Source organism: Sulfitobacter sp. 1A13679, assembly GCF_043557115.1.
GTDB classification, from domain to species: domain Bacteria; phylum Pseudomonadota; class Alphaproteobacteria; order Rhodobacterales; family Rhodobacteraceae; genus Sulfitobacter; species Sulfitobacter faviae.
On the sequence record NZ_JBIFFO010000038.1, the window covers coordinates 1 to 12,363 of the forward strand.

At 59.5% G+C, this 12,363-nt stretch carries 15 protein-coding genes; 12 read left to right on the forward strand and 3 right to left on the reverse strand.

Going from position 1 to position 12,363, the window contains the following annotated elements; genetic code table 11:
• From ACGYLA_RS18855 to ACGYLA_RS18865, 3 genes are all read left to right on the forward strand, one after another.
• A partial coding sequence (locus ACGYLA_RS18855; protein WP_394434514.1) for a pirin-like C-terminal cupin domain-containing protein occupies positions 1–385 on the forward strand: 385 nt, incomplete at its 5' end.
• A 55-nt stretch (positions 386–440) separates the two neighbouring features.
• Positions 441–1,022, forward strand: coding sequence for a hemerythrin domain-containing protein (locus ACGYLA_RS18860; protein ID WP_271689182.1), 582 nt, complete (start codon positions 441–443; stop codon positions 1,020–1,022).
• Between the two features lie 211 nt (positions 1,023–1,233).
• The gene (locus ACGYLA_RS18865) at positions 1,234–2,619 is read left to right on the forward strand and encodes an IS1182 family transposase (RefSeq protein ID WP_394434516.1); all 1,386 of its coding nucleotides are present in this window, start codon (positions 1,234–1,236) and stop codon (positions 2,617–2,619) included.
• Between the two features lie 219 nt (positions 2,620–2,838).
• Here ACGYLA_RS18865 and ACGYLA_RS18870 read toward each other — a convergent pair whose 3' ends face one another.
• The gene (locus ACGYLA_RS18870; protein WP_174859256.1) at positions 2,839–3,627 is read right to left on the reverse strand and encodes a MauE/DoxX family redox-associated membrane protein; all 789 of its coding nucleotides are present in this window, start codon (positions 3,625–3,627) and stop codon (positions 2,839–2,841) included.
• A 16-nt stretch (positions 3,628–3,643) separates the two neighbouring features.
• Entirely contained in the window at positions 3,644–4,162 is a 519-nt protein-coding gene (locus ACGYLA_RS18875; RefSeq protein ID WP_246253384.1) for a DUF305 domain-containing protein, read from the reverse strand.
• A 98-nt stretch (positions 4,163–4,260) separates the two neighbouring features.
• Between ACGYLA_RS18875 and ACGYLA_RS18880 the strand changes: the two genes are divergently transcribed.
• The 9 genes from ACGYLA_RS18880 (at position 4,261) to ACGYLA_RS18920 (ending at position 12,114) form a co-directional block, all read left to right on the forward strand.
• Positions 4,261–4,533: a metal-sensitive transcriptional regulator gene (locus ACGYLA_RS18880; RefSeq protein ID WP_093928486.1), complete on the forward strand. Its 273-nt coding sequence runs from the start codon at positions 4,261–4,263 to the stop codon at positions 4,531–4,533.
• 643 nt (positions 4,534–5,176) lie between these two features.
• Positions 5,177–5,470, forward strand: a complete 294-nt coding sequence (locus ACGYLA_RS18885) for a hypothetical protein (RefSeq protein WP_136720347.1) — start codon at positions 5,177–5,179, stop codon at positions 5,468–5,470.
• Positions 5,470–6,933 carry a TolC family protein gene (locus ACGYLA_RS18890; protein WP_271689140.1) on the forward strand — a complete coding sequence of 488 codons (1,464 nt, stop codon included), beginning with the start codon at positions 5,470–5,472 and terminating at the stop codon, positions 6,931–6,933. The genes ACGYLA_RS18885 and ACGYLA_RS18890 overlap by 1 nt, the downstream gene beginning before the upstream one ends.
• 17 nt (positions 6,934–6,950) lie before the next feature.
• Positions 6,951–8,309 carry a multicopper oxidase family protein gene (locus tag ACGYLA_RS18895; RefSeq protein ID WP_209218807.1) on the forward strand — a complete coding sequence of 453 codons (1,359 nt, stop codon included), beginning with the start codon at positions 6,951–6,953 and terminating at the stop codon, positions 8,307–8,309.
• Between the two features lie 46 nt (positions 8,310–8,355).
• Positions 8,356–9,090 carry a copper-binding protein gene (locus tag ACGYLA_RS18900; RefSeq protein ID WP_174859251.1) on the forward strand — a complete coding sequence of 245 codons (735 nt, stop codon included), beginning with the start codon at positions 8,356–8,358 and terminating at the stop codon, positions 9,088–9,090.
• A 68-nt stretch (positions 9,091–9,158) separates the two neighbouring features.
• Positions 9,159–9,725, forward strand: a complete 567-nt coding sequence (locus ACGYLA_RS18905; protein WP_271693701.1) for a LuxR family transcriptional regulator — start codon at positions 9,159–9,161, stop codon at positions 9,723–9,725.
• 43 nt (positions 9,726–9,768) lie between these two features.
• The gene (locus tag ACGYLA_RS18910; protein ID WP_394403230.1) at positions 9,769–10,218 is read left to right on the forward strand and encodes an ion channel; all 450 of its coding nucleotides are present in this window, start codon (positions 9,769–9,771) and stop codon (positions 10,216–10,218) included.
• 175 nt (positions 10,219–10,393) lie between these two features.
• Positions 10,394–11,692 carry a multicopper oxidase family protein gene (locus tag ACGYLA_RS18915; protein ID WP_304951561.1) on the forward strand — a complete coding sequence of 433 codons (1,299 nt, stop codon included), beginning with the start codon at positions 10,394–10,396 and terminating at the stop codon, positions 11,690–11,692.
• On the forward strand, positions 11,689–12,114 hold the full coding sequence (locus tag ACGYLA_RS18920; protein ID WP_174859259.1) for a c-type cytochrome: 426 nt from the start codon (positions 11,689–11,691) through the stop codon (positions 12,112–12,114). Before ACGYLA_RS18915 ends, ACGYLA_RS18920 begins: the two co-directional genes overlap by 4 nt.
• 68 nt (positions 12,115–12,182) lie before the next feature.
• Here ACGYLA_RS18920 and ACGYLA_RS18925 read toward each other — a convergent pair.
• Positions 12,183–12,363 (reverse strand): hypothetical protein (locus ACGYLA_RS18925; RefSeq protein WP_394403228.1); only part of this gene is annotated, 181 nt, incomplete at its 5' end.

The following is a 12,363-nucleotide window of genomic DNA, read 5'->3' on the forward strand; positions in this document are numbered from 1 at the left end:
GCCGGGGGCGAAGGCACCGATCGTGGCGAATACCGAGGAACGCGCCCTCTATACCATCCACGGCGGGATCGACGTGGCTGGGGATACCTTTGCGCCGGGGCAGCTACTGGTCCTCCGCCCCGGGGACGAGGTCACCGTAACGGGCGTCGATGACGGCACCGGCGCACATGCGCGCTTCATGCTCTTCGGCGGCGCGCCGATGGAGGGGCCGCGCTACATCTGGTGGAATTTCGTCTCCTCGCGCCGCGAGCGCATCGAAGAGGCGCGCGAGGAATGGCGGCAGGGTAAGTTCTCGACGGTGCCGGGGGACGAGGCCGATTTCATCCCGGCGCCGGAGGGCAAGCCCAAGATCAAACGGGCGCAGGGAGGCGTCTTCTACCCATGACGTTGCCTCCTGCACCGGCGGTCGACGTTCACGAACAAGGACTTACATGTCTATCATGACCGAACTTTCTAATCAGCCACTGGATCAACTCAGCCTCGACGAGGCTGCCCGCCCGACAGCGCCGCCGGTGCCGGAGGCGACGGATAGGCACCGTGCTCAGGGGCGGCAGCTGGCGGCCATTCATCGGCACTATCTGATGGAGATGGCCCAAATCGGAGCGGTTCTGGCGCGGATCGAAGCGGGGGACAGCCCGCCCGATGACCTCAAGCGGATCGTGCTTTCGCTCGATATGGCAGAGAATTTCCGCGCCTTCGGTTCGCTTTGCGGACGCGAATGCCAAATTCTGAAGTTCCACCACGACATCGAGAGCGCCGACATGTTCCCTCGGATCGAGGCGGCGGGTAAAGGCAAGTTCCGTGAGGTCGTCGCCAAATTGAAGGCGGAGCACGCGGTGGTGCATGAGTTGATCCTCCGCCTCGACCGCGCGGCGGATGTATTGACGGAAGATCCGAACGATGCGAATTTCCTTCATGCCGCCACCGCCTTCAGAAAGTTGGAGGAGGTCGTGCGATCTCATTTCAGATACGAGGAAACTGAACTGGCAGAGGCCATCGGTTATTATCTCGGATCGGTCTAACTATTCCTATTGGCCATCACTGCATTATTGAGATCGAAAAGCCTTTCGACAACTTGGAAGGGGCAAGCAATCTTCAAATCAAAAAGACCCTTCGTTTCGCAGCGAACGGCGGCTCCTAATCTACACCAAGGGCGTATTTTGTTGAAAAACTCGCCCTTGATCGACGGTCCGTCGGCTGATTCAATTCCTGTAGGGGATAGGAGGATCGGCGATGATGGGACCGAGGCAGGAGGCGCAGCCGGCGCTGTTCTATGAGTTCTCGCTTGAGGAGCATGTCCCACAGAACCACCTGTTGCGCTTCATAGATCGGTTCGTGGACCTGTCCGGCATCCGCAGCTACCTCGCCGAATTCTACAGCCATACGGGGCGGCCGTCGGTCGACCCTGAACTCCTCATCCGGATGCTGCTGGTGGGTTATTGCTTCGGCATCCGGTCAGAGCGGCGGCTTTGTGAGGAGGTGCATTTGAACTTGGCGTATCGCTGGTTTTGCCGTCTCGATTTCAGCGACCGCGTTCCTGACCATTCCACGTTTTCGAAGAACCGGCACGGCCGTTTCCGCGACAGCGAATTGCTGCGGCACCTGTTCGAAGCGACTGTCGCACGGTGCATCGAGGAGGGCTTGGTCAGCGGCCAGCGCATGGCGGTTGATGCCAGCCTCATTGAGGCGGATGCCAACAAGCAGAACTCGACTCCAAAGGAGGATTGGGACCCGGCGCAGGTCGATCCGGCAAATGCGCCCCGCGCGGTTCGCGAGTATCTCGCCACCCTGGATGAGGCGGCGTTCGGTGCCGCCAGCGAGGTTCAACCCAAGTTCACGTCGCATTCCGACCCGGCCAGTCAATGGACGGCCGCCCGTAAAGGTCCGGCTTTTTTCAGCTATTCCGACAATTACCTGATCGACACCGACCATGGCGTCATCGTGGACGTGGAGGCGACGAGATCCATCCGACAGGCTGAAGTCGGTTCGACCAAGACCATGCTGGAGCGGGTGAAGGCCAAGTTCGACTTGCATCCAGAGCGCCTGATCGCGGACACGGCTTACGGCACCGCGCCAATGTTAGGATGGTTGGTTGACCGCGGAATTTCTCCGCACATCCCCGTCTTCGACAAGTCGGGGCGCAGCGACGGAACATGGACCCGCGCCGACTTTGAATGGGATGCGGAGAACGACCAATACATCTGCCCCGAGGGGCACGAGCTGAAGCAGTTCCGCCGGAACTATTCCGACCCGAACCGGGGACCGACCGGCAAGGGGACGGCCCGGTATCGTGCCCTGAAAGAAGTCTGCCAGGCTTGCCCCTCCAAGGCAAAGTGCTGTCCGAACGCTGATGCCCGCAAGATCACCCGCGAGGAACATGAAGATGCGCGGCAGGTCGCCCGCGACATTGCGAAAACTGACCAATACGTGATCTCGATGAAGCTGAGGAAGAGGGTCGAGATGCTCTTTGCCCATCTCAAACGGATCCTTGGTCTGAATCGGCTCCGATTACGTGGGCCATGCGGTGCAAACGACGAATTCCTCCTCGCCGCCACTGCTCAGAACCTCCGGAAATTGGCCAGGATCCTTCCCGCACCGCAGCAACCGCGAAAAGCCTGACAACAAAGGCGCTCGCGTCCCATTCCGGGGTCAGTATTCTGCGCCAGCGAACGGGTGTTTTTCCACAGAATGGGCGGAAAGCCGCCGTTCGCCGCAAAACGCACGAACGGCAGCTATGCGAACAAAGCTAAGACAAACACTTGTGCCATGCACGTTTGCTTCAGTTGACCATTTCCGCCCTGCGAACTCGTGCTAAGCGCAAGATGCTGCGCCCGACCTTCAGGTAAACATCTTGGCCAACATCACGATGGCCATGCCCATCATCATTAGATTTTCGGACAGGCTCACAAATCCGAGCGGCACGTTCGAATTACCCCCAACGCAAGCGCATTTTAACTCGCGCCTGTCGATGTAGACGGCTTTGAACACGCTAATTGCGCCAACCGTGGCGATGAAGAGCGCAGCCGGAGCGGCAAATGGGGTAAGCAACATACCGGTCATCAACACGCCCGCCCCGGTTTCAACCCATGGATAAACGTAGGCATATGGCACCCATTTACGTGCCAGCAGGTCGTAGTTGAGGAACATCGTCGTGAAGCTTTCGATATTGCTCAGCTTCTGCATCCCCAGCAGGATCATCGAGACCGAAATGAACCAACCGAGCGTCTGCCACGTGATCGCGCCAAGAAAGCCGATGGACAGAGCAAGCGCTGTGGTCGCAGCAACGGCGAAGAGATAGATCACCGGTTTGTAAGTGGTCGCCGTAGGGTCATAGTCGGTAAGTTCCTGGCGCAGGGCGTCATAGCCGCCAACGCGCTTCCCTTCGATCCAGACTTGCGGGGTCGTGGGAACATCGTATTGCGCCTTGAACGCGTCGACTTCAGACCGCGCGCGGAACAGGCGGTCATCGACCTCGTAGCCTTTGCGCTCCAAAAGCCATCGCGCCTTCTGCCCCGCAGGACACAGATGGTTTGGCAGGGCCATGCGGTAAAGCACGGCGGTTTTCCCTGTCGCGGAGGAGGCCGGATCAGTTGTTACGTCTGCAACATCACGGGTGTCTCTGGGCATGATATGCTCCTTGATCTCAGGGTTTGGTGCGGGAAGTGCCAGGCGCTGCATCCCCGTTTGCTTCGATGTCTTCGATATAGAGCTTCATCTCTTCGATCTCGCTGCGCTGCGCCTCGATGATCGCGTCGGCCAGTTCGCGCACGCGCGGATCGGACAGGTTTGCCCGTTCGCTGGTCAGGATCGCGATTGAATGGTGCGGGATCATAGCTTTCATCCAAGCGGTGTCGCCTACCGTATCTTGCGACCGGACCAAGTAGACACCAGCCGCAAAGGCGATGGCGGCACCAGTGAAGATCGCAAAATTCGTCTTTCGATTGGAATACATGCCGAGCATGAAGGCGAGCATAATGATTGCCATTACCCCGCCCATATAGAGCGCCATCCACATCCGCGTCTGGGAGAAGAAGACATGGTCAAGCGCATAAGTGTTGAGATACATCAGGCCATACATCACGACCGTCGAGGTGCCGATCATCGCAAAGAACCGGCCATAGCCGCTGCTTGTGCGATCGTCGTGCTTATTCTTTGAATCCATTGTATTGTCCTCCTAAATTGCCAATGTGTGCCATCGTCTTATACCCATATGGGGTATATTATCCGATCGGCAACAAATCCCGAATGGAGCGACGCCTCATGAAGGCTAACAAGGAAAAGACGCTGGATCGCCTGGCGCGGCTCGAAGGACAAGTGCGCGGCATCGCGAAAATGGTTGAGGCCGACCGCTACTGCATGGACATCTTAGCACAGACTGCGGCAATCCGATCCGCCGTTCTGGGGGTCGAAAAGCTTGTGCTGGAGAACCACGCTCAGCATTGCGTCGAGGCTGCGATTGCCAGCGGCGACCCGGAAGAACAACGCGCCAAGTTTGACGAGTTGATTGGTCTTTTGCAAAAGGCGTCGAAGTAGGCGTTTCGGACCGAATGCCCATCGCGCTCTGGCACCGTAGCCAGCGCCTCTGACCTCTTCTCTGGGTCGGAACGCCAATCCGCCGCCCCGCACTTTAGGCCGGTTTCCGCCAGAAAACCGCAATCCTTCCAGCGCTGGACGCGTTGACAGGCTCTGCGACTTACGACACTGCTAACACCTATGCGTGCTCTGGAAGACATATCCAACCTCTGTCGCGTCCTTCTCGGCGTGGTTTTGGCCTGTGGTCTGTTGCTGCTGCCGCCCTCGTCGGTTCATGCCGAAAGCGGGATGCATGACAGCGCGCAGGCGGCGCATCACGCGGGTCATCAGATGACCACAGAGTCCGAACTGCATCCGGACGCAGCGGCCATGCCCGACCAAACAGAAATATCTGACAGTTTCGAAGGCGAGCCTTGCTGTGGTGGAATTTGCCTGACGGGAGCGCTGACCTCCTCGCAGGACGCCAAAATGACGGCTGTGCGATCCGTTGAATACACCAGCGTGTCCCATTCTGTCGCCTCTGGCCAATCCGCTGGTCAATTGCGTCCGCCTCGAGCCTGAGTTGATCCCGGCCGACTAACGGCCTTTGCATCCGCGGCGTCTGGCTGCGGGAAAGATCACCTTATTCTCAGGCAAAAAACCAATGAAATTACCACTGATTGCAGGGGCGATGTCCCTGACCCTTGGGGCTTGCGCCACGACGCTCCCCCCATTTCCAGACGTCACTGCCGCCTATGTGCAGCAGCCCACGCCTCTGCCCGAAGTCGCCGCGATGACCGCCGCCGACAACAGCACGCGCGGCAGTGCCACGACCGCCGAAGAGCAACCCTTTGCAGGCTACCGGCGTCGCGGCGTGGTGGAGCCGCTCGATTGGCGACGGTTGAACGCTGAACAGGCACCTATGCAAGGGATGGATATGCAGGGGATGAACCACTGATGCGTTGGAAATTGAAAACCGCCGCCGTCATTACACCACTGATCTTGGGCGCCTGCACGGCAACGGACCTGCCGGTGAGTTTCTCGGCCCGTGATGCTGGCTTTGCCACCGTGGAGGCACGCACCTCCAAGGCCATCGGCAAGCGCACCGTCTGGGCGCAGTCGCAGGCCGAGACCGTCGCGGCCTCCAAACAGGTCCGCGCCATGGTGCAGGGTAAAACGATCAGTGCCGAAACCGCTGTGCAGGTCGCGCTTTTGAACAACAAGGGGCTTCAGGCGTCCTATGCGCAGATCGGCCTCTCGGCGGCCGAAGCATGGCAGCAGTCCACGCCAGAAAACCCCGTCGTCTCCATCGGCTTGCTGGGCATCGGCGCGCCCGAGGTCGGGCTTTACCGTGCCTTGGAAAGCATGATCGCCGTGAACCTGCTGGACGCTCGCACCCGCAAACAGCGCATCGCCGCTGCCGAGGCGGAATTCCAGCACGCGCAGATGCAGGCGGTGAGCGACACGCTGGCACTGGCCAATGAAACGCGCGAGGCATGGATCAACGCGGTCGCCGCCTTTGAGGCGGTGGGCTACCTTAAACGTGCTGCCGTCACCACCGATGCGGCGGCGGAACTGGCGCAGCAGCTGGGCAAGACCGGCGCGCTCAACAAGGCCGCACAGGCCCGCGAGCAGGCGTTCAATGCCGAGATGGCCGGACAGCTGGCGCAGGCGCGGCTGGATGCGCAATTGGCCAAGGAACAGCTGACCCGGCTCATGGGGCTCTGGGGGCAGGACGTGGCCTATTATGTGCCCGATGCTCTGCCCCGCGTGCCCAATACGGTCAGCAGCCACAAGGGCATCGAACGGCTGGCGCTCGCCAATCGTGTTGATTTGGAAGTCGCCCGGCTGGGGTTGGCAGCAACGGCCAAGGCCTATGGTCTGACCGATGCCACCCGCACCCTGACCGACCTCGAAGTCATCGCTGGTGCCGAGATCGAGCGTGAGGAAGAGGACGGGGAAGTCGAGACCAGTATCTCACCTCAGGTCGAGTTCGAGTTCGTCATCCCAATTTTCGACAGCGGCAAGGCGCGAATGCGCAAGGCCGAGCTTAGCTATCTTCAAGCCGCCAATGTGCTGGCCGAACGGGCGGTGAACGTCCGCTCCGAAGCCCGGGCGGCGGCCACGGCCTACCGCTCAAGCCACCAGATCGCACGGCACTACTCAGACGTGGTGCTGCCTTTGCGCCGCACCATCGATGAAGAGGCTCTGCTCAGCAACAACGGCATGATCACCAGCACCTTCGATCTGTTGAACGACGCCCGCGAAAAGATCGGAAGCCAGCTTGAGGCAGCCAATGCCAAGCGTGAGTTCTGGCTGGCCTCTGCCGGTCTGACCGCCGCGATCTACGGCGGTGGGAGCGGCGGCGGCGGTGCCGGCGGAGAGACACAGATCGCCGCCGGTGGCGGCGCAGGACATTGAGACAAGGAAGCAACCAGATGATTAACAGACGTCAACTCCTGGGGGCCGGCGCTGCGGGTGCAACGCTCGTGTCCTCCAAAGCATGGGGCCAGACCATGAATATGGGCCTGCCCGAGGCCGCCGAGATGGATTCGGCCCTCACCCAAGCGCCGACCCGTCCCACCAGTGGGCCGGACTATAACCCCGTGGTCACGCTCAACGGCTGGACCCTGCCGCACCGGATGAACAATGGCGTGAAGGAATTTCACCTCGTTGCCGAGCCGGTCGAGCGTGAACTTGCTGATGGTATGGTCGCGCGCCTCTGGGGCTACAACGGTCAGTCCACCGGTCCGACCATCGAAGCCGTCGAGGGCGACCGGGTGCGCATCTATGTTACCAACCGCCTGCCGGAACATACGACGGTGCATTGGCACGGGCTGATCCTGCCCTCGGGCATGGACGGTGTCGGCGGGCTGAGCCATCCGGGCATCCCGCCGGGCAAGACATTTATCTACGAGTTCGACCTGACCAAATCCGGCACCTTCATGTATCACCCGCATGGGGATGAGATGGTGCAGATGGCGATGGGCATGATGGGCATGTTCGTGGTCCATCCCAAAGACCCCGATTTCATGCGCGTTGATCGGGATTTCCTGATTATGCTGAACGCTTTCGACATCGATCCGGGCAGCTACATCCCGAAAATCATGACGATGACGGATTTTAACCTCTGGACATGGAACAGCCGCATCTTCCCGGACATTGACCCCCTGGTCGTCAACCATGGCGACAAGGTTCGCGTGCGCGTCGGCAATCTCACGATGACCAACCACCCGATCCACATGCATGGCTATGACTTCAAGGTCACCTGCACGGATGGCGGCTGGGTGCCGGAATCGGCGCAGTGGCCCGAGGTCTCCATCGACATTCCCGTCGGCGCCATGCGCGCCTATGAGTTCGTGGCCGAGCATCTGGGCGACTGGGCGATCCACTGTCACAAGTCGCACCACACGATGAACGCTATGGGCCACGACGTGCCCACGCTGATCGGCACCAACAGTTCCAACATGACACGTCAGGTCCGCCGCGTGCAGCCTGAGTTCATGCCCATGGGCACGGCGGGCATGGCGGATATGGGCGAAATGTCGATGCCGCTGCCCGACAACACCGTGCCGATGATGGCCGGCTGGGGGCCGCATGGACCCCTTGAAATGGGCGGCATGTTTTCGGTCGTGAAGGTGCGCGAAGGCATCGACGCGGACGACTACGAAGATCCCGGCTGGTATGAAAATCCTCCGGGCACCGAGGCGTATGAATGGACGGGAGAGCTGCCGGACTTTGCGCAGAACCACAGTCCGAAAACCCAGATCACGCCGAAACCAACCTCCAAGGGCTAAGCGCCCCTCAGACCATAATCACCTCTACAACCATACAGGAAACACCATGAATAAACTTCTTCTCTCGACCGCCCTCAGCCTTCTAATCACCTCCCCGGCCTTTGCCGCAGGCACCCATGGGGGCGGCCATGACGATGACGGCCACGGTGACATGCACAAGGAAATGATGGCCGGCATGCCGGGCAAATCCGCCAATGTGGATCGCACCATTGATGTAACTATGCGCGAAACCGACGATGGCGAGATGATTTTTGAGCCCGCAGAATTCGACATCAAGAAAGGCGAGACCATCCGCTTCAACGTCACTAACAAAGGCGAGATCGAGCATGAGTTCGTGGTCGACACGATGGAGGGCAATGCAGAGCACAAGGAAGCCATGGCCAAGATGGACATGGAGCATGATGACCCGAACTCGGTCCGTCTCGACTCTGGCATGGAAGGCGAGGTGATCTGGACCTTCGCCAATGAAGGCAGCTTTGAGTTCGCCTGCCTGATCCCCGGCCACTACGAATCCGGCATGCATGGGCCGATCACCGTCGCTCAGTCTGATGAGGCTCCCGCGGCACCTGCCGTCTACTCATCCGGGAAGATCAAGAAGGTCGACGCTAAGGGCAATAAGGTCACCATCATCCACGGCCCGCTCGAAAACCTCGATATGCCGTCGATGACTATGGTGTTCAAAGCCGATGAAGCGCTGATTGCTAAAATGAAAGAAGGCCAGAACATCGAGTTCGTAGCCGACCGTGTCAAAGGCAAATTGACTGTGACTGAGATGAAGTAAGCGCCAATCGCATGGCTGGCTGAACGAGCCGGCCATGCACTTTTCATAATAATAAGGCACTTCGAGCTATGAAAACGCGTGGAACCATCGCCCTCTGGGCCATCGCAGCACTGCAGGCCATTGTGGCGATCTTCTTTACCGTCTGCTTCTTGTTGGACGCTATGGGAATGGAGCCTGATTTTCTGATCTGGCAGAGCCATGAGTATCAGCAAACGATCTTGGCCATCGGGTTGAACCTCGGCGTGGCGCTTGGCTGGATCGCCCTCAGGACCAGTCTGCAACGGGCCCGGCTCGCCGAAGAGAAGATGCGCCGATGCACCTCGGAGTTCTCGATGGTAATGACGCAGCACTTCACCGACTGGCGTCTGACACCCGCAGAGCGGGACGTCGCTGTTTTTCTGGTCAAGGGCCTGAGCACCCGCGACATTGCGGAGCTGCGCGGCACCTCTGAAGGGACGATCAAGGCGCAGACAAACGCGATTTATCGCAAGGCTGCCGTCACCGGGCGCACGCAGTTGCTCAGCACATTCATTGAGGATTTGATGGATGACGCATGGGTGCCGGCGGACGCCCCGCAAACTGCGGCTGAGCGTTCGCATGTGGCTGCCCACAAATCAACAGCCGCCCCGGCATAACCGCCTGAGGGGAAGCTCCCGCAAACAAAACAGGTAGCTCGTCATGATCCAAGCAATACTTCTATCAATTCTGGTTATCGGCATCTGCACGACAATCCATTATTTCGTCCTTAAATGGGTGTCGGATACCATCGCGCAACGCAAAAGAACTGCGCATGGCCAGAACCTTGGCTTGGCGGTCGGCGCCATTACTTTTGCCCATGTGATTGAGGCTTTCATCTATACGCTGTTCTTCCTCTGGGCGGTGCAGGGTTTGCAGATTGGCGCGCTAAACGCTTCCGGAACAACGGATGAGCCAATCACGATGATGGACTATTTCTATTTCTCACTGGTCAACTTCACCACCTTGGGACGCGGCGACCTGACCCCCGTGGGGCACCTGCGCTTCACTACCGGGATAGAGGCATTTCACGGCTTTCTTATGATCACGGCGTCAGGAAGCTTCGTGCTGCAGATCATGGGGGGACGCGCCCCCTTGTCAGAGAAGGGATGACCCAAGTGGTTCGACACATTCTATTTCCCGATAGAGAGCGCATAGGCGCTCCACCCCCAACCCGTCATCGACAGTTGGAATTGGCCCCTGCAGGACATACCTACACGCCTCGGACATCGGCGCGCCCTGTGCCCCGTGGCAGCATTAATCGCAAATCACCCCGATAAGGCATGACATGAACAGAAGACAATTCCTCGCCAGTGTTTCCGCCACTGCGGTTCTGCCCCTTCCAAGCTTTGCTGGCGTGACGCCACTGAAGTTGAAGGCAGAAACAGTAAGTCAGCAGATCCTTCCCGAAGGCGAAGGCACCACCGCAATGCTGGGGTTCAACGGCTCGATGCCGGGACCAGAGATCAGGCTTAGACGGGGTGCGCGGGCATCGATTGAGGTCAAGAATGCCATGCAAGAGGGCACCGCCGTTCACTGGCACGGCATCCGACTGGAAAACCGGATGGACGGTGTCCCGGTGCTGACGCAAGATCTGATCGACCCCTATGACAGCAAAACTTACAGCTTCGTGCCACCCGATGCGGGGACCTATTGGTATCATTCGCATTATATCTCGCAAGAGCAGGTGGCGCGCGGCTTGATGGGGCCGCTGATCGTCGAAGACGACGCCCCTCTCGATCTGGATCATGACATCACCGTGATCCTGTCCGATTGGATCATCAACGAAGATGGCAGCCTTGTTGATGAATTCACCGATATGCATAGCGTCGCCCATGCGGGCTATATGGGCAATTTTGCCCGCGGTTTCCTATCGCGGAGCGAGGTGAAGCAAGGTGATCGCATCCGCCTGCGGCTGATCAATGCGGCGACCAATCGTATTTTCCCCCTGAGCATCTCTGGCGTCTCTGGTTCGGTTGTCGCCTTGGACGGCATGGCACTGCGCCAACCTCGCGCGTTCTCTGACCTCGTTCTGGCGCCGGCCCAGCGGGCCGATCTGATCGTCGATGTCACCGGCCCGGTCGGCTTTGACATGCCCACGCGACAGGCGCCTTACCGTCTGGCCGAATTGTCCATCTCTGGCGAGAATACGGATCGGCAGTCGGGGCCTCTGCCGACCTTGGCGGCACCGGACCTCCCGGCACCGGGCGCCCCCTCCCAGCACCTGACGCTGACCATGATGGGCGGTGCCATGGGCGGTCGGCACGGCGGTGCCAATATCTGGTCCTTCAACGATGTCTCGGACCTGCCACAGGACCCCTTTGCCATCATCGAACGCGGCGAAACGGTGCGGATCACCTTGGTTAATGATACCGCTTTTCCACATGGCATTCATTTGCATGGGCACCACTTCTATGAGGTGGCCCCAGACGGGAGCATCGGCGATCTGCGTGATACAACCTTGGTCGCTGCCGGGGAAAGCCGCGATGTTCTCTGCGTTTTCGACAATCCGGGGCGCTGGTTGATCCATTGTCATATGTTGAGCCACGCGATCGGAGGGATGCGCACATGGGTAGAAGTTGCATGAAACGGGCTGCTTTGTTTTTCTGTGCGGCCGCATCAGCAGCGCAGGCCGATCACGAACTCGACGGCCGCGATCCCGTCGCGGGGCGCTCGCTCTACGCCGAGCACTGCGCCGCCTGTCATGGCGCAGACCTCGAAGGACAGCCCGACTGGCGCACCCCAGACGAAGATGGTGTGCTGCCCGCGCCGCCGCATGATGCAACGGGGCATACTTGGCACCATGATAATACGCTGCTGTTCGACTACACCAAACTCGGGGGCGAGGTTGCGCTGGCGGCCCGGGGCGTGAAGGGTTTCAACAGCGGCATGCCCGCCTTCGGTGAGGTAATCTCAGACGAAGATATTTGGACCATACTTGCTTATATCAGGTCGACCTGGCCACCGCGCTCAAAAGCTGCTCAGGCCAGCCGAAATCGACCACATTGAGAGCCGGCAGCTTTTCTGGAGCTGGGCCCTAAACTGACATCGAGGCAGTAGGGGCTTAGATGAGCGACCTAAATGACCAGAGAATGCGACCAGTCGTCCAAGCCTCGGCTTCGGTCGATAGAGGGTGTTTCGGTCATTCGCTGAAACTTGATCGAACGACCGCTAAGGGCCGAAAGTTCCGGACTCGCTGCGCAGTGGCGAATGTCGGTTTCCGGTTCGCACGTCAGCTTTTCCGCCAGATCACTCGGT

What these genes read in the sequence shown, in the direction of transcription:
- ACGYLA_RS18900 (WP_174859251.1), top strand. Translation starts at nt 8,356, where the DNA reads ATGAATAAACTTCTTCTCTCGACCGCCCTCAGCCTTCTAATCACCTCC.
- ACGYLA_RS18865 (WP_394434516.1), top strand. Translation starts at nt 1,234, where the DNA reads ATGATGGGACCGAGGCAGGAGGCGCAGCCGGCGCTGTTCTATGAGTTC.
- ACGYLA_RS18875 (WP_246253384.1), bottom strand. Translation starts at nt 4,162, where the DNA reads ATGGATTCAAAGAATAAGCACGACGATCGCACAAGCAGCGGCTATGGC.
- ACGYLA_RS18910 (WP_394403230.1), top strand. Translation starts at nt 9,769, where the DNA reads ATGATCCAAGCAATACTTCTATCAATTCTGGTTATCGGCATCTGCACG.
- ACGYLA_RS18870 (WP_174859256.1), bottom strand. Translation starts at nt 3,627, where the DNA reads ATGCCCAGAGACACCCGTGATGTTGCAGACGTAACAACTGATCCGGCC.
- ACGYLA_RS18890 (WP_271689140.1), top strand. Translation starts at nt 5,470, where the DNA reads ATGCGTTGGAAATTGAAAACCGCCGCCGTCATTACACCACTGATCTTG.
- ACGYLA_RS18860 (WP_271689182.1), top strand. Translation starts at nt 441, where the DNA reads ATGACCGAACTTTCTAATCAGCCACTGGATCAACTCAGCCTCGACGAG.
- ACGYLA_RS18895 (WP_209218807.1), top strand. Translation starts at nt 6,951, where the DNA reads ATGATTAACAGACGTCAACTCCTGGGGGCCGGCGCTGCGGGTGCAACG.
- ACGYLA_RS18880 (WP_093928486.1), top strand. Translation starts at nt 4,261, where the DNA reads ATGAAGGCTAACAAGGAAAAGACGCTGGATCGCCTGGCGCGGCTCGAA.
- ACGYLA_RS18885 (WP_136720347.1), top strand. Translation starts at nt 5,177, where the DNA reads ATGAAATTACCACTGATTGCAGGGGCGATGTCCCTGACCCTTGGGGCT.
- ACGYLA_RS18920 (WP_174859259.1), top strand. Translation starts at nt 11,689, where the DNA reads ATGAAACGGGCTGCTTTGTTTTTCTGTGCGGCCGCATCAGCAGCGCAG.
- ACGYLA_RS18915 (WP_304951561.1), top strand. Translation starts at nt 10,394, where the DNA reads ATGAACAGAAGACAATTCCTCGCCAGTGTTTCCGCCACTGCGGTTCTG.
- ACGYLA_RS18905 (WP_271693701.1), top strand. Translation starts at nt 9,159, where the DNA reads ATGAAAACGCGTGGAACCATCGCCCTCTGGGCCATCGCAGCACTGCAG.